Consider the following 20992-nt stretch of genomic DNA (forward strand, 5'->3'; position numbering starts at 1 on the left):
GGCCCCCCTCGGCGTATCGAAGACAGCGCGCGCCTCGCCGCCGCCCGAGGTATCCATTACCCCGGGTAACGGGGTGCCAACCGTCCGTGAGCCGAATCGATGCTCCTGAGCTCGCGTGGGCCGACTGCGCGTCCCGCGATTCCGTCAAGGCCGATCGTTGAGGCCGCTAGGTGCTGTCGTCCCCGCCAGATCGTGTACACGCTGCAGACGAGCACGAGGCAAAGCGCGAAAACGTAAGCCGCCGGGAGAAGCTGATCCCACGTTCCCGGGTGGCGCAAAGACATCAGGCCTGCCTGTGGAGGCGAGCTTCTGGATGCGATGAACCACCCCCCGAAGGTCGCAGCGAGCGTCCACATGGCCAGCACCGCGACGCGCGAGCGGTGCACGAAGCCGAGAAGCCCGAGGTGGACAAGGAGCGGCGCGAACCACACCCAGTGGTGGCTCCAGCTGAAAGGCGACACGGCGGCCGACGTCATGCCCGCGATGGCGACGCCCAAGAGCAAATGACCCCGGCGCCACGCCACCGCGGCGATTGCGATGGCGAAGATCGCGAGTATGACTCCGGCCGCGCTCTCCCACCGCGTCGCCCAGTCAAGGCGCGCGAGGAGCCCGGTCAGGCTGGTATTCGCCAGGGGGTCACTGGAGATCCGTCGGACATCCTGAAACCGCCCCCGCAGCCAGAACTCGATCGAATCGGCTGGGAGTGCTACGAACCCGACCGCGACGGTCGAGACGAAGGTCAAGCCAGCGACGACTGCCTCGCGACGCCGCCCGGTTGCGACGAGGAAGACGATGAAGAGCGCGGGTGTCAGTTTGATCCCGGCGGCGATCCCGATTCCTATTCCGGTCCACCTACGGGGCGGTTGCGCCAGCACGTCGGCGAGGACGATGGCCATGATGAGCAAATTGATCTGGCCGAGCTGCAGCGAAAGTCGGACGGGCTCAAGCCAGATGATCGGAGCCGTCAGAAGCGCCGTCAACCCCCACAAACCGGTTGCGGTCGTGATTCCTGCAGCCTTGAGCATCCGGTTGACGATGTAACCCACGGCGGCCATGTTCAGCAGAAGGCCAACGGCGAGAATGGCAGGCTGGCTCAACCCGATAAGTGGCAGAAAGCAAAGAGCGGCGAACGGCGTGTAGGCGAACAGCATCGTGTTCGAATCTCCGGTCATCCCCACGGAGTACAGGTCTTGACCATCCCAGACGCGCAGTGCTCCGAACCGGTAGACCTGCAGGTCCACCTGGCTGGCCAGGCTGGGCCACCGAACATATGCGGCCACGTACAACGCCAACCCAACCACCAAGACGACCGGCCCCAACACACGGACCGCTCGAGAGACGGGGCGAGCGATGAGATCGGCCTGCACTATTAGGCGACTCCTACATCGGTGCCATATTCGCTGCCCTGACATTTCTTGCGGGCGGAGATTGCGGACAATCCTGATAGCACCTCGCCGCGAACTGGGATGAAGCATTCCCGGTCGGTGCTATGTCGAATGGCCCCCGGAACGCTTGTTCCCGCCGCGGCGTCCGGCAAACGGTTTTGGAGTGATTGATTCCCCGTCACACCCGGAGTTCAGATTCGATGCGCATTGGCAGCCGCGACCATGCCGCAGAGTGTGGGTTCGTGGAGCCGGTGACGGGAATCGAACCCGCGTTCTCAGCTTGGGAAGCTGATGTTCTGCCATTGAACTACACCGGCCTGTTTGAGCACGAAGGCTAACATCCGAGCCGCTAGGCTCGTCGGGTGCTGCTCTCCGACCGCGACATCCGCGCCGAGATCGCTGCCGAGCGACTGGGCCTCGACCCGTTCGACGACTCCCTGGTTCAGCCGTCCAGCATCGACGTCCGCCTCGACAACCTGTTCCGCGTATTCAACAACACCCGCTACACCCACATCGACCCGGCCAAGCAGCAAGACGAGCTGACCACCCTGGTCCAAGCCGAGCCGGGCGAGCCGTTCGTCTTGCACCCCGGCGAGTTCGTGCTCGGCTCGACGTTGGAACTGTGCACCCTGCCCGACGACCTGGCCGGCCGGCTGGAGGGCAAGTCCTCCCTGGGCCGTCTGGGGCTGTTGACCCACTCCACCGCGGGGTTCATCGACCCGGGGTTCTCGGGCCACATCACGCTCGAGTTGTCGAACGTCGCCAATCTGCCGATCACGCTGTGGCCGGGTATGAAGATCGGCCAGCTGTGCCTGTTGCGGCTGACCAGCCCCGCCGAGCACCCGTACGGCAGCGCGCGGGTCGGCTCGAAGTATCAGGGGCAGCGCGGTCCGACGCCGTCGCGGTCGTACCAGAACTTCATCAAGTCCAGTTGATCCTGCGCCGTGTTGAACCGTTGAACCGCTCGGCGCGGACGGCCGTTGACACGAGTAGGGTCGAGATACCAACGTCGGCAGCATCGACCCCAGCAAATGTCGGTGGAGGCGTAACGCCTGTGCTGCTCACGGCGATGAACTACTAGTCGCCGACCTGTGCGTGGCGAGATGCCGATCGGCGATCCAGGCTTGGTAGCAAACGTTTTGGAGGGGCAGTGGACATCGTTTTGGGTGTGTCGATGACACCTGCGACGGTCCGCATGGTGCTGGTCGAAGGCGAGATGGCCGATGGGGCCACCGTCGACCACGACGTCTTCGATGTCAGCGGAAGTGACGGCTCAGCAACATCGGGTGCCGCCGCCCAGGTGGTGGACGCCGTACTCGGCACCAAGGAGAGCGCCGAGGCGGGTGGGCATGACCTGAAGGCCATCGGCGTCACGTGGAGCGATCACGCCGAGGCCGCACAACTGCGTGACGCGCTCGCCGCCCGCGAGATCGACGACGTCATGCTCGTCTCCGACGGCCACGCAGCGGCCGCGCTCGCCCAGGCCGTCGGGCGGGCGGTCGGCTACGACACCACCGCACTGCTTTTCATCGACCGTGACACCGCGACGTTGTCGGTGGTTCAGACCGACGACGGGTCTGTGGTCAAGGTGCTCAGCAGCAGCCTGCACATCCAGGACGCGATGGCTGTGCTGGCCGACATGGCCGCCGCCGTCGACGCCCAGGACAACCCGCCGCAGGGCATGTTCGTCGTCGGATCCGGTGTCGACGTGAGCTCGGTGAAGAACCATCTCGAGCATCTGGTGAGCCTGCCGGTGCACGCCCCCGACGAGCCGGAGATGGCGCTGGCGCGGGGCGCAGCGCTGGCCGCCGCGGCCGCGCCGGCCTTGGAGGCCTCGACCGTCGGGCTGGCCTACTCCCAGGACCCCGACGGCACCACCGCGGGTTCGGTGTACGCCGGACTCGCCGGCGCGGAAACCCAACTGGCGCCGGCCGGTGGCGACGGCGCCTACGCCGCCGACTATGCGCCCAAGACCGACCTGTCCGCGGCGGCCAACGAGGATCGCAAGCCCTTCCTGCTCGTCGGCAGCGCGATGGCGTCGATCTTCGTCGTCGGCGTTGTCGCCCTGGTGATCTCGCTCGCGGTCAGCATCCGGCCGACGGCCGACCAGCGGCCCAGCCCGGGACAGAGCGCGATCGTGCCCAGCAGCGTCGCGCCCGCCCCACCGGCTCCGCCGACCGAGCAGGCGCAACCGGTCCAGGCGCCGCCGCCTCCCAAGGCGGAGACCATCAAGGCTCCCGTACCGGTCGTCCAGCAGCAGCCCGCTCCGCAGGCCCCGAGAACGGTCTACGTCGAGGCGCCACCTCCCGCGCCGCAAGCCCCGCCGCCCGCTCCTCCGCCCGCGGCACCACCGCCGGCGCCGGCACCTGTGGCTCCCGCCCCGGTGGCTCCGGCCCCGGTCCCGGTGTACGTGCCGCCGGTGATCGCCCCGCCGCAGTACTATCCGCGGCCGCAGAACCCCTGGTACCCACCGAGGTGGACGCCGCCGAAGCCGCCGAGCTGGACACCGCCGTGGCAGAACGAACCCGAGGAGCCAGAACTGCCACGACCTCAGGTGCCGCCGTGGCAGAACGGATCCGGCAGCTATCCGGGCAGCGGCTCGGGTGGCTATCCCGGCAGCGGTTCGGGGCGGTACCCCGGCAGCGGCTCGGGTGGGTCGAATGACAGCGGATCTTCCCGCGGGCCGGGCTCGGGCGGGTCCAGCGACGGTGGATCTTCCCGCGGACCGGGCTCGGGTGGGTCCAGTCGCGGCGGGTCGAACTGCTTCCTGGGGTTCTGCCGCTAGCCCGTAACCTGCCGTTGGCCGCGTGATCAGTGTCGCGTAGCGGTCAGCTCATCGAAGCTGCATATCAAGGCGGTATGCGGTGCACCGTTTTCGGCACGGGATATCTGGGAGCCACCCACGCGGCGGGTATGGCCGAGTTGGGCCACGAGGTGCTCGGTGTCGACATCGACGCCGGCAAGATCGCCAAACTCGCAGCGGGCGAAACCCCTTTCTACGAACCCGGCTTGCGGAAAGTCTTGAGCGACAACATATCCGCGGGGCGCTTGATGTTCACCACCGACTACGACGCTGCCGCCGGGTTCGCCGACCTGCACTTCCTCGCCGTCGGGACACCGCAGAAGAAAGGAGAGTTCGCCGCCGATCTGCGACATGTAGATGCCGTCATTGACATGCTGGTGCCAAGGCTGCGCACGTCGGCGGTCATCGTCGGCAAGTCCACGGTGCCCGTCGGCACCGCCGCCCAACTCGGCGAGCGGGCACGTGCGTTGGCACCCGACGGAGTCGACGTCGAGATGGCCTGGAACCCGGAGTTCCTGCGGGAGGGTTTCGCAGTGCACGACACTTTGCATCCCGACCGGATCGTGCTTGGCGTACAACCGAATTCGTGTGCCGCCGAAGCGGCGATCAGGAAGCTGTACGCCCCGCTGCTGGATCAGCAGGTCCCCCTGCTGGTCACGGATCTGCAGACCGCCGAGCTGGTCAAGGTGTCCGCCAACGCCTTCCTCGCCACCAAGATCTCGTTCATCAACGCGATCTCCGAAGTCTGCGAGGCCGTCGACGCCGACGTGACGCTTCTCGCCGACGCGTTGGGCTACGACCCGCGGATTGGGCGTCGCTTCCTCAACGCCGGACTGGGTTTCGGTGGCGGCTGTCTGCCTAAGGACATCCGCGCCTTCATGGCGCGAGCCGGCGAACTGGGCGCCAACCATGCCCTGACGTTCCTGCGCGAGGTGGACGCCATCAACATGCGACGGCGCAGCAGGATGGTGGAATTGGCGACCGTCGCGTGTGGTGGATCGCTGCTCGGCGCCAACATTGCAGTTCTCGGGGCCGCGTTCAAACCCGAATCCGACGACGTGCGCGACTCACCCGCCCTCAACGTCGCCGGGATGCTGCAACTCAACGGTGCCGCCGTCAACGTCTACGACCCGAAGGCGATGGACAACTCCCGACGCCAGTTTCCGACGCTGACCTATTCGACCTCGGTCACCGAGGCCTGTGACCGGGCCGACGCCGTCCTGGTGCTCACCGAGTGGCGCGAATTCGTCGAATTGGACCCCGCCGACCTCACCGGTGCGGTGCGCGCGAAAGTCATTGTCGACGGCCGCAATTGCCTTGACATCGACCGCTGGACACGAGCCGGTTGGCAGATCCACTGCCTGGGCAGGGGCGTGACGTCTCAGAATCGGTAGGCTCGGCCGCGTGGAACCGATTCGTCCGGCTCGGCACGGTGGACCGATTCGTCAACGAATCCGCTGGCTTGCGGTGCACGGGTTCGTGCGCGGTGCCTCGAAGCTGCTCGCCCGTCGCGGCGATCCCCAGGGCCGGATGATCGCCGATCCGACCGTTCGCGCCGATCCGATAGCGTTCGCCGACGATCTGCGCGCACGGGGACCGATGGTGGAGGCCGCCATCGTGCACCTCACCGTCGACCACGGGATCGGCAGCGATCTGCTGCGCTCCGACGACTTCGAGGTTATGCCGATCGGCTCCAACCTGCCCAAACCGGTCCGATGGGTCGCGAACCGCACCAAGACCGACCTGCTCCATCCCCTGGAGCCGCCGTCGATGTTGGCGGTCGAACCCCCGGATCACACCCGGTACCGAAAACTGGTGTCCTCAGTGTTCACCCCCAGAGCCGTTGCCGCGCTGAGGGACCGGGTGCAGGAGACCGCCGAATCCCTGCTCGACGACCTCGCGGAAGCCGGCACCGTCGACATCGTCGAGCGGTACTGCGCGCAGTTACCGGTCGCGGTGATCGGCGACATCCTCGGCGTTCCCGACGCAGACCGGTCCCGCGTCCTGGAGTTCGGCGAGCGAGGTGCGGCGAGCCTCGACATCGGCCTGACCTGGCCGCAATACCGCATCGTCTCCGGCAGCGTGGTCGGCTTCAACCACTGGCTGTCCGGGCACCTCGAAGAGCTGCGACGCAATCCCGGCGACGACCTGATGAGCCAGCTGATCGCGGCGTCCGACGAGGGCGCCCGACTCAACCAGCAGGAACTGATGGCCACCGCCGGCCTCGTGCTGGCCGCGGGATTCGAGACGACGGTCAACCTGCTGAGCAACGGAATCCGGATGCTGCTCGATCACCCGCAGCACCTCGAGACCCTGGCGCGGCGACCCGAACTGTGGCCGACCGCCGTCGAGGAAATCCTGCGCCTGGACCCGCCGGTGCAGCTCACGGCGCGCCGGGCGACAAAGCACACCGAGATCGCGGGCCACCAGATCCCCCGGGGCAGAGCCGTGCTCATCTACATCGCCGGCGCCAACCGCGACCCCAAGGTGTTCGACGACCCGGACCGCTTCGACCTCGAACGGGAAAACGCAGGGAGACATCTGTCGTTCTCCGGTGGCAGGCACTTCTGCCTCGGATCTGCCCTGGCCCGCGCTGAGGGCGAGGTCGGATTGCGGGCGTTCTTCGAGCGCTTCCCCAGTGCGCGACTGGCGGGTGAGGGCAGCAGGCGCGAGACCCGGGTGCTGAGGGGTTGGGCGTCGCTGCCGATCGCCCTGGGCACCGCGCGCTCGCCGATCAGTTCACCGTCCTGACCGGTCCGATCCCTCGAAGCCGAACACGCGGCGCGAGATCGCCCTTATTCGGCGCCGACTTTGAGTACGTTCGGGGGCGTGGATTTCCGAGCCGCGCTGCTCGACCAGACCCGCGAATTCGGGGAACTGATCCGCAGTGCCGACCCCTCGACGCCGGTGCCGACCTGTCCCGACTGGACGCTCAAACACCTGTTCCGCCACGTCGGTCGCGGAAACCGGTGGGCGGCACAGATCATCGCCGAACGCCGGATGTCGGCGCTGGATCCGCGTGAGGTGCGCGACGGCAGACCACCCGACGACACCGACGGGGCGATCGACTGGCTCAACCAGGGCGCGCAACTGGTGGTCGATGCGGTCGAGCGGGCGGGGGCGGCCACCAGGGTGTGGACCTTCCGCGGCCCGCGCCCCGCGGGTTGGTGGATCCGCCGCCGGCTACACGAGGTCGTCGTTCACCACGCCGATGCGGCGCTCGCCATCGGGGCCGACTTCAACCCGCCGCCCGAGCTGGCCGCCGACGCGATCAGCGAATGGGTCGAATTGATGGTCGGCCCCGGATCGCAATCCGCGCTGGATCACGGCAGAAGCATCCACATGCACGCCACCGACGACGGGCTGGGGCCGACCGGGGAGTGGACCATCGTCCACGACGATGACGGCCTCTGGTGGTCGCACAACCACAGCAAGGCCGACACCGCTCTGCGCGGCCGCGCCGCCGACCTGCTCCTGGCGATCACGCGCCGGCGCACGGCCGCAGACAGCGGCGTCGAGATGTTCGGCGACACCGCGGTGTGGGACGCGTGGCTGGAGCGCACCGACTTCTAGCCGCGTCGGGGGCGAGCGGGCGTCGCCAGCACCGTGGCGATACCCGTGGTCAGCGGTACCGACAAGGCGAGCGCGATGCCGCCGACCGCCGAGCGGGCGATCTCGATGGCCACACTCTCGCTGGTGAGCACGTCGCCCAGGGCCCGATTGGCCACGCTGAACAACAGCAGCAAGGGCAACGCGCTACCCGCATACGCCAACACAAGCGTGTAGACCGTGCTCGCGATGTGGTCACGTCCCACGCGCATCGCGCCCAGGTAGATGGTCCGCCGCGAGCTGCCCTCGAGCTCGGCCAATTCGAACACCGTCGCGGCCTGTGTGACCGTGACATCGTTGAGCACACCGAGCGACCCGATGATGAAACCGGCCAGCAGCAGGCCGGTGATCGACACGTTGCCCAGGTAGGCCGCGACCTCGTTGTTGCGATCTTCCGAAAGACCCGTCAGGTGAGCCAATTCGATTGCCCCCCACGAGAGGAACGCGGCAAGCAGAAGCGAGGTGAGCGTTCCGAGCAGGGCGGCGCTGGTCCGCAGGCTCACACCGTGGGCCAGGTAGATGACGGCGTAGAGGATCAGTGCTGAGGCCACCAGCGCGACCGGGACGGCCGCGGCGCCGTCACGCAGCGCCGGCAGCATGAACACCACGAGCACCAGGAACGCGACCACGATGCCGATGAGTGCGCGAAACCCCCGCCACCGGGCGACGACGACCACCACCACGGCGAACGCCACGGCGAGCGCGACGAGCGGCCACGTCCGTTCGTAGTCGTAGAACGAATAGGTGGTGGTGCCGGCCGCATCGACCTGACGGCTGATCCTGACCTCGTCACCGGGGGCGAGGGTGGGTTGACCGGGGCCTCCGCTGAATTCGAGCAGGGTCGCCGCGCCCTTGTTGGGACCCGATTGGATGCCGATCAGCGTCTGTACGCACTCGGCTCCGCCACCCGCGGACGGGGCGGGATCGGCGGTGAGCACCTGACCGACCGACGGGCTGCCGCATGTCGTGGTGCTGCTCGACCGGACCAGGCCCGATTCGGTGGTGACGGCGCCGCCCTCGGCGTTCTGAAACGGCAGCGGTATCTCGGTCTTCTGCTGGCTCGGCCACAGCCACGCCGCCCCCGCCAAGACGGCCACTCCGATTGCGATCAGCAGGCCGACGACGACTTTCGCGGCGATCGGCCCCAGCGGCGCCGGGCCCGCGGGAGAGTGCGAATGCGCGTGTCCGTGTGAGTGCGTCACCCGGTCAGGGTAGAGGCAGCCGCGAGCGCTTTCTTACGTGCGGTTTGCGGCCTTCCATCTGTACGCACCTGAGCGCTCGCGTCGACGGGGCGCCGCTACTGTCGATAGCTGACCAGGAAGTTGCCCAGCCGCTCGATGGCGTTGGCCAGATCGCGGGCCCACGGCAGCGTCACGATGCGCAGGTGATCCGGTGTCGGCCAATTGAACCCGGTGCCCTGGGTGACCAGAATCTTCTCCTGCAGCAGCAGATCCAGAACCAGCTGCTCGTCGTCGACGATGTCGTAGACCTCGGGGTCCAGCCTCGGGAACGCATACAGCGCCCCCTGGGGCTTCACGCAGGACACCCCGGGGATCTCGTTCAACATCTGCCAACCCACATCGCGCTGCTCCAGCAGGCGGCCGCCGGGCAGCACCAGCTCCTCGATGCTCTGATGCCCGCCGAGCGCGACCTGGATCGCGTGCTGTGCAGGAACATTCGGGCACAATCGCATGTTCGCGAGCAGGCTGATGCCCTCGATGAAGCTGGTGGCGTTCTCCTTGGGCCCGGTGATCACCAGCCAACCCGCCCGGTAGCCCGCCACCCGGTACGCCTTCGACAGGCCGTTGAAGGTCAGGGTCAGCACATCGGGTGCCACCGATGCCGTCGCGATGTGCTCGGCGTCGTCGTAGAGGATCTTGTCGTAGATCTCGTCGGACAACAGCAGCAGCTCGTGCTTGCGCGCCAAATCCGCGATCTGCGTGAGGATCTCGCGGGTGTACACCGCGCCGGTCGGGTTGTTCGGATTGATCACGACGATCGCCTTGGTGCGCTCGGTGATCTTGGATTCCAGGTCGGCGATGTCGGGCATCCAGCCCTGTGTCTCGTCACACAGGTAGTGCACGGGGGTGCCGCCCGCCAACGACGTGCACGCCGTCCACAGCGGATAGTCGGGCGCCGGAATCAGCACCTGATCTCCGTTGTCGAGCAACGCCTGCAACGTCATCTGGATCAACTCGGACGCGCCATTGCCGAGATAGACGTCCTCGACATCGAATCGCGGGAACCCGTCGACGAGTTCGTAGCGGGTGAACACCGCGCGTCGCGCGGGCATGATGCCCTTGGAATCGGAGTAGCCCTGGGCATACGGCAGGGCCGCGATGATGTCGCGCATGATCACGTCCGGCGCCTCGAAACCGAACGGCGCGGGGTTGCCGATGTTCAGCTTGAGGATGCGATGCCCCTCGGCCTCCAACCGTGACGCGTGCTCGTGCACCGGTCCGCGGATCTCATACAGGACGTCCTGCAGCTTCGACGACTGCGTGAACGTGCGCTGCCGCGGTCCATGTCCGGCGGCATGGATCGGCACGTGGTGGGCGGTCACATCATTCATGCTCTCACTTTTGTCCAGCGATTAACCAAAATCGCCGGTCAACGGTTCATCGTTTACCGGGGGGCCGGGCGCCTCTGGCGATACCCAGTCCCTTCACCGGAGGCGGTTCGGGCTTGTCTCCGTCGTCCCCGCCGGAAGGCTCTGGGGCAGCTACGGATTCGCCGTTGTCCTTCGGCTCCGGTTGTGCGGCAGCGGATTTGGGCTCGGCGGGCGGCTGTGCCGGCGCCGCCGATTTCTTGGCTCCGGGCCGGCGTGCGCCCGGTGCGATGCCGAGGCCCTTGACCTCGGGTTCGGGCTTGGGCTCCAGGCCCCGGTCCGAGTCGGCGGTGTCGGTCTTGGCACCCGGCTCCGCCTTGTCCGGGTCCACGTTCGGCGGTTGGGTGACAGTCGCCTGGCCCTCGTTGGGCGACGTGGCCTGCGTCTTCTTCTTCGCGCCGGGCCGCTTGGCGCCTGCCGCGATGCCGAGGCCCTTGACCTCGGGCTCCGGCTTGGCTTCCGCGTCCGTCTTGGCTTCGGCCTCGGCGGGCGCCGCCTGTGCGGCCGGTGCGGCCTTCTTGGCTCCGGGCCGCTTCGCGCCTGCTGCGATCCCGAGCCCCTTGGCGGGTGCTGCTGTGGCAGCGGGCTTTTCGTCGCCCGCGGGCTTGTCGGCGGCGGGCGCGGCGGTCTTCTTGGCGCCGGGACGCTTGGCGCCGCCCGCGATTCCCAGGCCCTTGACCGGTTTGGTTTCGGTCGCCGTCGCCGCTTCGACCTTGGGCTGCGGCTCGGCCTGCGCCTCCGCTTCGGCCTCCGCCTCGGTGGGGGCTTCCTCCACGGGTGCTTCGGCGGCCAGCTTGGCGGCACGTTCCTCGGCCTCCTTTGCCGCGGTGCCCTTCTCCGGAAGCGTGATGGTGCTCTTGTCCAGCGAACCCAGCAGCAGCTGGGCCACGTCGAGCACCTCGGCTTTCTCCACCTCGCGGGCCGCGGAGACCTCGTCGACACCGTCGGTGATCATCACGCGGCAGAACGGGCAGCCGGTCGCGATGGTCGAGGCGGTGTCCATGGCCTCTTCGGTGCGCTCGGTGTTGACGCGCTTGCCGATGTGTTCTTCCATCCACATCCGCGCGCCACCGGCGCCGCAGCACAGGCCCCGATCGGCGTGCCGAGGCATTTCGGTCAGCTTCGCGCCGGACGCCCCGATCAGCTCACGCGGCGCCGAGTACTCCTTGTTGTGCCGTCCCAGGTAGCACGGGTCGTGGTAGGTGATGTCCGCGCCACCGTCGGCGGGAGTGACGGGAATCAGTTTCTTGTCGCGCACCAGCCGGTTCAGCAGCTGGGTGTGGTGCAGCACCGTGAAGTTACCGCCGACCTGCGGATATTCGCGGCCCAGGGTGTTGAAGCAGTGCGGGCAGGTGACGACGATCTTGCGGTCCACCCGCTCGACACCCTCGAACAACTCGTTGAGCGTATCCACGTTCTGCGCGGCCAGCTGCTGGAACAGGAACTCGTTGCCCGAGCGGCGCGCCGAGTCGCCGTTGCACGTCTCGCCCTCGCCGAGCACCAGGTACTTCACGCCCGCGGCGGCCAGCAGTTCGGCCACGGCCTTGGTGGTCTTCTTCGCGCGGTCCTCGTAGGCGCCCGCGCAACCGACCCAGAACAGGTACTCGTAGCCGTCGAACGACTCCACGTCCTTGCCGTACACCGGTACGTCGAAATCGACCTCGTCGATCCAGTTGGTGCGGTCCTTGGCGTTCTGGCCCCACGGGTTGCCCTTGGTCTCCAGGTTCTTGAACAGCACGCCGAGCTCGCCGGGGAACTCGGACTCCATCATCACCTGGTAGCGGCGCATGTCGACGATGTGGTCGATGTGCTCGATGTCGACGGGGCACTGCTCGACGCAGGCGCCGCACGTCGTGCAGGACCACAGCACGTCGGGGTCGATGACCCCGCCCTGCTCCTCGGTGCCCACCAGTGGCCTGGTGGCCTGCTCGGGACCCGACCCGAGGATCCGTTCGAAGCCGGACTCGGGAACGTGGTCGTGCGAGTGCTCCTCGGATTTCTTCTCGCCGCGCAGTTCCTCGCCGAGACCGCCCTCCGGGGTGTTCTCCAGCGGCGATTCCTTGTCGCCGAGGATGTAGGGCGCCTTGGCGAACAGGTGATCGCGCAGGTTCATGATCACGAGCTTGGGCGACAGCGGCTTACCGGTGTTCCACGCCGGGCACTGCGACTGGCACCGACCGCACTCGGTGCACGTGGTCATGTCGAGGTAGGCCTTCCACGTGAAGTCCTCGATCTTGCCGCGGCCCAGCACCGCGTCCTCCGGCGGATCCTCGAAGTCGATGCGCTTGCCCTCGTACTCGACCGGCAGCAGCGGGCCGAGCCCGTCGGGCATCCGCTTGAACGTGACGTTGATCGGCGCCAGGCCGATGTGCAGGTGCTTGGAGTGCAGCACGATCAGCAGGAACACCAACATCACCGCGATGTGGGCCAGCAGCGCGATGGTCTCGATCCACGAGTTCGCGGTATAGCCAAGCGGGCTCATCAACCAGCCCATGAACTGGGAGAAGAACGCTCCGTTGCCGTACGGCAGGGCATCGGTGTTGACCGCGGCGCCGCGCACCAGCGCATAGGTCCAGATGACGTTGAAGATCATGAACAGGATCAGCCAGGCGCCGCCGGTGTGCGATCCGTAGAAGCGCGAGTCGCGCCCGTGCTGCTTGGGTTCCTGCCTCACCCGGATGATCGCGAACGTGATGATGCCGAGCAGCACCGCGACGGCGAAGAAGTCCTGAAGGAAGCCCAGAACGTCCCAGCGGCCGATGATCGGGATGTGGAAGTCGTGGTCGAAGAGCAGCCCGTACGCCTCGAGGTAGACCGACGCCAGGATGAAAAAGCCCCACATGGTGAAGAAATGGGCCAGGCCGGGCAGCGACCACTTGAGCAGCCGTGTTTGCCCGAAGACCTCTTCAACCTGCGTGGTGATGCGCTTGCCGAGGTTGTCCTTGCGGTTGTTCTCCGGGCTCGTGGGCGCGCCGGAGCGGATCAACGACGTGAGCCAGAGCACGCGTTTGGCAGCGAAGACCAGAACAAGGGCCGTCAGCCCTAGTCCGACGACGAGCCTGATCAGCATCTGCGTATCCACCGCGCGCCTCCCATTCTCAAGTTACCCAAGAGTAACTTATCGTAAGTTACCGGTGGGTAACTTAACTCAGGCCTGCTCAAGCCCGGGAGTCATAGTTGCATCTCCAAAGGAAACACCGCTACGAAGGTTGACCTAACTACGCACCGCCGGTCGGGCTGGACTCGTCGGGCACCGTGTCGGTACCCGTTTGCTCGCTGCTCGAATCCGGGTTGACGGGACCGTCTTCAGGTGACGGAGTCCCGTTGCCGGGCCCCGGATCGATGGGTGGAGGGTCGGATGCCGGCGGGTTCTGCGGTTCGGCCGGCGGGGTCTCTGGTTCGGCCGGCGGAGTTTCGGGTTCGGCGGGTGGGGTCTCGGGTTCGGCCGGTGGGGGAGCAGTGGTCGTCGGCGGGGGTGTCCAGGGCGGTGCGGCCGGCGCCGTCGGTGCGGCCGGCGCTGGGCGCGGAGTGCGCTGCTTCGGCGTGGACGACCGTTGCGCCGGTTGTACGACGACAGTGGTGAGTTGAGGGGCCTGCGGCGCCGGGGGTGCTGGAGCCGGCGCCGCAGGCGCGGGGGGTGGCGCGTTGTCGGACGTGGAGATGGTCGCCGCCTCGACCGGGGTGGCGGTGTCACCGCGCAACTGCATGAAGCCGAACAGGGCCGTCGTGATCGCCGCTGCAGCCGCGGCGAGGCTGAACAGGACGAGCGGAGAACGTCGCGGTGCCGCCTCGTCCTGCCACTGCTCGTGCTGGAAGCGAAGATCGGGGCGTGAATCGGCGAGCGGCAGGGGCGCATCCTCGTGGTCGTCCTCGGACCAGGCCAGCGCGGCGAACGTGCTCGACGGTGTGTCGACTCGGGCGGTGACTTCCTCGACCGCGGCGGGCGCGAGCGTGGTGGCGGGTTCGACGACACGCCGGCGCGCGCCGATCAGTGCGGCCCCAACGGCGGCGGCCAGTTGCGGCTGGGCGGTCGTCACCACCGGTACCCGCAGGTGTTCGGACAGCTTCTGCGTGAGCAGGGGTATGCGTGCGCCGCCGCCGACAGTCGCGACCGCCGACACCGCAGCGGCCTGGACCCCGTAGCGCTCGAGCGTCTCGTCCACCATGGCGAGGAAATCCGCGACCGGGCGCCCGATGATGAGCTCGAGCTCGGCGCGGGTGACCCTGACATCGGCGTGGTGCTCGGGCAGATCGACGGCAACGGCTGTCGCGGTGTGCGCAGACAATCGCTCCTTGGCGGCGCGGCACTCGTCGCGCAGCCGCCCCAGCGAATTGACGACAGCCGTTCCGGTCGGATCGGGGCCTGCGGGCAGCGATGTCATCACATGTGTCAAGAGCGCTTGGTCCACCAGGTCGCCGGAAAGGTCGGCGAACCGGACGGTCTCGCCGATGACCGCGTGGCCCGAGGACGCGTCGACGACCGTGATGCTGGTGCCGCTGCCGCCGAAGTCGCAGAGCACGACGACGCCACGAGAGGGCAGCCCCGGGTCGGCGTTCAGCGCGGCCAGAGCTGCGGTGGCGTCCGAGACCACCGGCACGTTGCCCAGGGCGGTGCGCAGGGAATCGGCGATCGACGGCCGCCAGTGCCCGGGTACGGCCACCGTGATGTCCTCGGCCGATTGCGTGAGTGAGCGCAGCGCCTCGGCGAGTAGCCGCTCGGGGCGATGGGCGGAGCCGTCGGGGGCGACGAGGGGAACCGGGTCGCCGACGCGGTCGACGAACCCGGTGAGCCGCTGCCCTTGCAGCGTCAGTTCGGAGGGGCGGACCACCGCGGCGTGTCCGTCACGAGTCGCGGCGAGGTAGGTCGCGCCGACCGAAACACCCAGCGGCCGGTCCGGATGTGCCTGGTGATTGAACATGGCATGACGCTATGGCGCGACGTCGGCGTGCGAATCCGGCGCCGGGCCCGTCGTCGCACACGGCGGTTAGGGGATCTCGGTTAGGGGATGACGGCGCACTGGGGGATCACGACTGCGGGATCACGACTGCGGCGCCAGCATGGCCCGCAGCATCGACAACATCTCCGAGCGGGATTCCGCGCCGAGACGACGACGAATCCGGGCGACGTGATGTTCGACGGTCTTCGCCGAGATGAACAACTGCGCGCCGATGTCGCGGTAGGGCATGCCCAGGAGCAGCAGTTCGGCGACCTCGCGCTCGCGGTCGGACAGACGAGACGCCACCGGACGTGTCGAGCCGGTCCGCGCGGTCTCGGGCGCCGCGAGCTGGTCGGCCCCCGGGGCGTCGTCGGGTGCGACCGTCTGCTTCAGGTCGCGCGCGAGCTGCAGCATCGCGCCGGACACCCGCCCATCGGGGGTCTGCAGGGCGGCCTGACCCGCCAACCGGGTCGCATCCCAGGTGAGGCCCACTTGCGCGAGCAGGCGTGCGGCCGTGGTGACCTCGTCGATGTCGACGTGATTGGCCAGCACCCGCAGCCACGTGCGGCCCGCGGTGGCCAGCGTCTTGGCGAAGGGGCTGTGCGCAGCTGCGGCGGTCAGCGCCTGGCCGTGCGGGGCGACGGCGTCCGGGGCGTTGGCGAGGATGCCCGCGTGCACGCCGGCCCAGCGCAGTGGGGTCGACCACAACACGGGGTCGCCGAGAGAGCCGAGCAGCGCGAAGGCCTCGTCGAGGGTGTGCTGCAGCCGGTCGATCTGACGCATCCGGGATGCGGCCACCCACAGCTCGCCGAGCGGTAATAGGGAGAAGAGGTCCATCGAATACTCGGCCAGCACCTCCACCGCCGCGTACCAGTGCTTCTGCATCGCCCCGGTGTCACCGCTGCGCCGGGCGATCGCCGTCTGCAGCGCGGCCGCCCACAACGCGTCGCGCCGGTGGAGCGAGGAGGTGACGGCGTCGGCGGACGCGATCGCCACATCGGACGTCGCCGCGGACAGTTGCCCGTCCTGCATCCGGACCCAGCCCAGCAGCAGCCGGTGTCTGCGGGCGACGAAAAGCGCGGCCTCCGAACCCTCTTCGAGACCGGCGCGCACCGCGCGGGCGATCACGCTGCGGGCCCGCACCGGATCGCCACCGTGCAGGGCGGACAGGGTCACGAGCGCCGCGGGGGTGTCGGGTGCCACGCCGGCCGCGGGCTGGTCGGCGGTGATCGACTGCCCCAACCGGGAGACGGCGGCGGGGTACGGGGCATCCAGTGACATCAACAACCCCTCGCCGAGGCTGCGCGCGGCGCGGGCCGTCGACGTTGGTGGGCCGACGCTCTCGGTGGACATCGCCGTCCGAGCGGCCGACAGGTCACCCGCGGCCAGGGTCACCACCGCGCCCGCCGCGCTCACAAACGCGTCCGGATATGGGCCCAGCCAGCGGAACAAGTCCGCGGCCTGTGCTGCGCTGCCGTCGTGCAGGGCGATGCTGGCGGCGATCCGGACCGCGGCGGCCTTCTCGGCGGCATCGTCGGAGCCGAGCAGTTGATCGGTGAGCCGGCCCGCTGTGACGCAGTCACCGGTCAGCGCCAGCGCGTCGGCCAGCTGCGGACTCAGCGTGGTCGCCCCCGCATCGACGGCGGCGCGGTAAAGCCTTGCCGCCCTCGCGGGTTGGCCATGGCTACGGGCGGCCATTTCGGCCAGCGCGGCGGCGAGCCGATCGTCGCGCAGACCGTGCTCGGCCATCTGGAGTGCCAACTCGGCTGTGAGCGTGGACGATCCGAGTTGCGATACCAGAAGCGCGACCTCGGTGTCGTGATGACGTGCGGTGCCGAGAATCTGGGCGACGCAACGGTGCAGCGCGCGCAAGAAGGCCCGGCTGTAGGACGGCTCGACCAGTCCGGTAGCGCGTGCGCGGTCGACCACCGCGTGAGCCTGCTCGGCGTCCATCCGTAACGCCGCGGCGACGTCGTCGGGGCCGAGATCTCTGCTCAGCGAGGTGATCAGAAGGGTGTCGAGCGTGGGGTCGTCGATGCGGCGCAGCCGTTCGGTCAACGTGTACGCCACCGTCGGCAGGATCGCGGTGGCCGGTGCCTCGTCCTGCGGTTGGGTGATCGCAGCTATCGCCGGCTGCAGCAGGAACGGCAGGCCCGCAGTCGCGACGAGCAGGGACCGCACCATGTCGGATGGTGCGGTGGTGCCGAGCTTTTCGGCGGCGAGGCCTGCAACCTCCGCCGGGGTCAGTGGCCCCAGGGCGATGGTCGGGTTCTCGCGTTCGAGTGCCGTGAACAAGGCGCGCATTGCCGGGCGATGCGCGATGGGCTCACTGCTGACGACGAGGGTCGCGGGCAGATCCGACGCCCGCTGCGCGAGCTGGTCGAGTTCATGGTCGTCCAGCAGATGGGCATCGTCGATGACGACCGCTGCCCGTGGATCGTCATCGGCGCGCGGGCTGCGGGTGAGCACTGGTAGGCCCGCAGCCCGCAGCGCGGATCGAACGGCGGTCAGCACCGAACTCTTGCCGGTGCCGATCCCGCCGGACACAAGCAGTTTGACCGGCTCGGTCGGTGCGGCCACCAACCTTGCGACCGCCTCGCGTGCGGGCGGCGGGATATCGGTCCGCGGGTCCGACGCGGTCATGTGCCTATGGCGCGTCCGGAACGGGGATGTCCGGCTCCGGTTCGACCGATGTGGTGGGCGGGTCGGTGGTCGGCGGCTGGGTGGTCGTCGGCTGCGTGGTCGTGGGACGCGTCGTGGTGGTCGTCGGCGGCGTCGTGGTGGTCGTGGGCGGGGTGGTGGTGGTGGGCGTTGTCGTGGTGGTGGTGGGCGCCGTGGTTGTCGTCGTCTCCGGGGGCGGGGGCGGAGGGACCACGCTGGTGGTCGGACGCCCATCGGTTCCCGTGACGGTAACCGTCTGGGGCGCAACCGAAGTCGTCGTCTCCGGCGACGGCCCCGACTCGAAGGTTGTCGCGGTCTCGGTGACGGGGGAGCTGTCGCCGGTCGTGCTCGTCAGCGTGACCGCGAGTCCACCGGCGGCCAGCAGCGCGGCCGCGGCCGCCGCGCCGAACAGCACCACCGGTCTGCGGTACCACGGCAGTGGCTCGGGCTCGGGTTCGTACTGCTCTTCCTCGTGAGCGAACTCCATCGCGGGTCGAGCGCCGGTTCCGCCGGCTTCGAACGTGTAATCCTCACCGGCATAGGGCACGGGCTCATCGGCCGGTGAGTCGTCCTGCGACCACGCCAGCGCGCGGAAGGTCGCCGAGCCCGCGCCGTCGGCGGCCGACTCGGCAGCCGCGACGCCTGCGGCTCCGGCGGCCCACGCGGCGGCGGACATGCTCGTCGGCGCCATTCCGGTCGGGGCATCGGCGGCGGCAGCAGCCATCCCGGTGGCCGCTTCGGCGGCGTCGGCGATCAGCGCGGCACCCGCGGCGACGTTGAGTTGGGACTGCGGCGTGGTGATGACCGGCGCGCGCAGCCGGGTGGACAGCTGCTGGGTGACCAGCGGGATGTTCGCCCCGCCGCCGACGGTCGCGACGGCCGAGACCGTCGCCGGCGGAATGTGATTGCGCTGCAACGTTTCCTGCACCGCATTGAGCACCCCGTCGAGCGGCTCGCTGATCAGCTGCTCCAACTCGGTGCGGGTGATGCGCACGTCGGAGTTGAAGCCGGGCAGGTCGGCGTGCACGACCGCGGCGGTATCGGCCGACAGCTGCTCCTTGGCCGCGCGGGCCTCGTTGCGCAGCCGGGCCAGCGAACTCACGGCGGCGGTGCCCGCCGGGTCGGCGTCGTTGGCCGCCGCGATGCCCGCTACGACGTGGTTGAGCAGAAGCTGATCGATCTGGTCGCCGGAGAAATCCGTGTAGCGGACCGTTTCGCCGATCGGGCCGAAGCCGGCTGACGCGTCGGCCAGGCTGATGCTGGTTCCACTGCCGCCGAAATCGCACAGCACCACGACACCGCTCGACGGCAACCCCGGCGCGGCCTGCAGGGCGGCGAGCGCGGCCGCCGAATCGGGCACCAGCGCCGGCGCGACCCCGTCGGGGGCCAGGCCCCGCGCCCCCCGCAGGGCGCCCCGCAGCGCGCCCGTCGTGGCCGCTCCCCAGTGCGCGGGCACCGCGATCACGACCGGGGCACCGCCGCCGACCGTGCGCGACATGGCGTCGAGCGCCTCGACCAGCACCTGCTCTCCGCGATGCGGCGAACCATCGGCGGCGACCAACGGCACCGGATCGCCGACACGTTCGACGAAACCGCTGAGCACCATGCCGGGTTGGTTCAGGTTGGGGTTCTCGGCCGGTACGCCGACCTCCGGCGCGCGATCGTCGAATACGGTGAGTATCGATCGGCGCATGACCGGGGGACGGCCGATGCGGGCCGCCACCAAATTCGTCGAACCGATCGACAACCCGAGTGAGTCGCTCATCTCCACCTCTGCTTCGGCCGTCCATCACGATAGCGGCTCGATGTCGTCGGAGACGGGAGCTGCCCCTAGTGGAAGAAAATCCCCTAACGCGGCATCCCCTAACGACCCGGCCGAGTAGGTGGGATTCGCACCGATCACCGCGGCGGTTGCCATCGATAGCATCGTGGCAGGCCACTCGGCTAGGCCTCGTCTCTAGCCATCTATATCTGTTTGAGGGAGGGAGGGTGTTTCATGGCCAACGAGTTACTTGACTTCGTCATGTCGGTGGTGCGTGATCCCGACGCCGCCGCGCGTTTCGCCGCCGATCCGGATCAAGCCATTCTCGCCGCCAATCTGACGAACGTGACCAGTGCTGATGTTCACGCCCTGATCCCGGTGGTGTCGGAGTCCATGTCGGCGCTTCCGACGACCGTGCCGACCTCGCTGGACGGCGGCATCGCCGAAGCCGCGGGCAACGTCTGGAGTAGCGGGGCGGCTACCGCAGCCTTCGACGCGTTCGGCGACCACGTGCCGGCCGACGTCGTCGACGACGTGTCCGCCGCGTTGATCTCCGACCCGGGGGTTTCCGCACTCACCGAGCCGGATGTCCCCAGCGTCGCCGGCGTCGGCGATGTCTCGCTGCCGTTGGACGAGCCGGTGATCGCCGACGTCGTCGAGGACGTGCCGACCATCGACGACTTCAGCGACGCGGTGGCCGATGTGCAGCAGCTCGACATCGACTCGGGCGGATTCGACATCTTCGACTGAGAAAGCCCGACCGACCCGATGCGCGGCCCCTCGCGGGCCGCGCATTTTTTCGTTCCGGCTCCACAAGGGGAACCCCCAGCTATCCCCTAATCCCCTAATGGCACCCCTACACCGATCCCGGGACGCTGCCGCACAGGGAGGGGCCGCGACCCCGTTTCCGGGGCGTCGGGACGGCCATAACGTGGTTCTCAGCTCGCCGGACAGCCCGGCGACCAGACCAAGACCGACATCTTCGAAAGGATCCGACATGAACCTCATCGACTGGTTTCTGAACCTGTTCCGCGACCCCGTTTCTGCCGCTGCGTTCGTGGCGGACCCCGACCGCGAACTGCACCAGGCCGGCTTCGGCAACGTCTCCGCTGCCCAGGTACAGGCCGTGGCGGCCACCGTGGCACCCGCCGCGGTGGTGCACGGTGGTGGGAATCCGGTGGTGGGTTTGCAGCAGGCGGTGGCCCAGACGCACGGGATTGCGTTCAC

General features: G+C 68.5%; 14 protein-coding genes and 1 tRNA gene. 7 read left to right on the top strand and 8 right to left on the bottom strand.

Annotation, left to right across the window (positions count from 1 at the left end; translation table 11 throughout):
* Positions 1–56: 56 nt before the first annotated feature.
* Positions 57–1280 (bottom strand): glycosyltransferase 87 family protein, encoded by a 1224-nt coding sequence (locus tag AU197_RS20930; protein ID WP_231745113.1) that lies wholly within the window; start codon positions 1278–1280, stop codon positions 57–59.
* A 348-nt stretch (positions 1281–1628) separates the two neighbouring features.
* Positions 1629–1702: transfer RNA gene (locus AU197_RS20935), tRNA-Gly, on the bottom strand.
* A gap of 45 nt (positions 1703–1747) precedes the next feature.
* On the opposite strand from AU197_RS20935, the gene dcd reads away from it, so the two are divergent.
* The 5 genes from dcd (at position 1748) to AU197_RS20960 (ending at position 7761) form a co-directional block, all read left to right on the top strand.
* Positions 1748–2320 carry a dCTP deaminase gene (gene dcd, locus AU197_RS20940; protein WP_064405018.1) on the top strand — a complete coding sequence of 191 codons (573 nt, stop codon included), beginning with the start codon at positions 1748–1750 and terminating at the stop codon, positions 2318–2320.
* 215 nt (positions 2321–2535) lie between these two features.
* Positions 2536–4170 carry a DUF7159 family protein gene (locus AU197_RS20945; RefSeq protein ID WP_064405020.1) on the top strand — a complete coding sequence of 545 codons (1635 nt, stop codon included), beginning with the start codon at positions 2536–2538 and terminating at the stop codon, positions 4168–4170.
* Positions 4171–4244: 74 nt separating this feature from the next.
* Positions 4245–5582 carry a UDP-glucose dehydrogenase family protein gene (locus tag AU197_RS20950; RefSeq protein WP_064405021.1) on the top strand — a complete coding sequence of 446 codons (1338 nt, stop codon included), beginning with the start codon at positions 4245–4247 and terminating at the stop codon, positions 5580–5582.
* Between the two features lie 46 nt (positions 5583–5628).
* Positions 5629–6939 (top strand): cytochrome P450, encoded by a 1311-nt coding sequence (locus tag AU197_RS20955; protein ID WP_082696787.1) that lies wholly within the window; start codon positions 5629–5631, stop codon positions 6937–6939.
* 78 nt (positions 6940–7017) lie between these two features.
* On the top strand, positions 7018–7761 hold the full coding sequence (locus AU197_RS20960) for a maleylpyruvate isomerase family mycothiol-dependent enzyme (RefSeq protein ID WP_064405023.1): 744 nt from the start codon (positions 7018–7020) through the stop codon (positions 7759–7761).
* Here the strand turns inward: AU197_RS20960 and AU197_RS20965 are convergent.
* The 6 genes from AU197_RS20965 to AU197_RS20990 all read right to left on the bottom strand — a co-directional run bounded on the left by AU197_RS20965 (position 7758) and on the right by AU197_RS20990 (position 19768).
* On the bottom strand, positions 7758–8999 hold the full coding sequence (locus AU197_RS20965) for a YibE/F family protein (RefSeq protein WP_064405025.1): 1242 nt from the start codon (positions 8997–8999) through the stop codon (positions 7758–7760). The genes AU197_RS20960 and AU197_RS20965 overlap by 4 nt on opposite strands.
* 95 nt (positions 9000–9094) lie before the next feature.
* The gene (locus AU197_RS20970; protein WP_064405028.1) at positions 9095–10369 is read right to left on the bottom strand and encodes a pyridoxal phosphate-dependent aminotransferase; all 1275 of its coding nucleotides are present in this window, start codon (positions 10367–10369) and stop codon (positions 9095–9097) included.
* 46 nt (positions 10370–10415) lie between these two features.
* Complete coding sequence (locus tag AU197_RS20975; RefSeq protein ID WP_064405029.1) at positions 10416–13487, bottom strand: heterodisulfide reductase-related iron-sulfur binding cluster; 3072 nt, start codon at positions 13485–13487, stop codon at positions 10416–10418.
* A gap of 136 nt (positions 13488–13623) precedes the next feature.
* Complete coding sequence (locus tag AU197_RS20980; RefSeq protein ID WP_064405032.1) at positions 13624–15324, bottom strand: Hsp70 family protein; 1701 nt, start codon at positions 15322–15324, stop codon at positions 13624–13626.
* Positions 15325–15444: 120 nt separating this feature from the next.
* The gene (gene iniR / locus AU197_RS20985) at positions 15445–17985 is read right to left on the bottom strand and encodes an isoniazid response ATPase/transcriptional regulator IniR (RefSeq protein WP_064405033.1); all 2541 of its coding nucleotides are present in this window, start codon (positions 17983–17985) and stop codon (positions 15445–15447) included.
* Between the two features lie 4 nt (positions 17986–17989).
* Positions 17990–19768: an Hsp70 family protein gene (locus AU197_RS20990; protein WP_064405112.1), complete on the bottom strand. Its 1779-nt coding sequence runs from the start codon at positions 19766–19768 to the stop codon at positions 17990–17992.
* 231 nt (positions 19769–19999) lie between these two features.
* Between AU197_RS20990 and AU197_RS20995 the strand changes: the two genes are divergently transcribed.
* Together AU197_RS20995 and AU197_RS21000 are read left to right on the top strand one after the other, a co-directional pair.
* The gene (locus AU197_RS20995) at positions 20000–20515 is read left to right on the top strand and encodes an Rv0340 family IniB-related protein (protein WP_064405035.1); all 516 of its coding nucleotides are present in this window, start codon (positions 20000–20002) and stop codon (positions 20513–20515) included.
* A gap of 247 nt (positions 20516–20762) precedes the next feature.
* Positions 20763–20992, top strand: a 230-nt coding sequence (locus AU197_RS21000; protein ID WP_197415615.1) for an IniB N-terminal domain-containing protein, incomplete at its 3' end; no start/stop codon positions are given.

This window comes from Mycobacterium sp. IS-1590 (genome assembly GCF_001500025.1).
Classification (GTDB): Bacteria; Actinomycetota; Actinomycetes; order Mycobacteriales; family Mycobacteriaceae; genus Mycobacterium.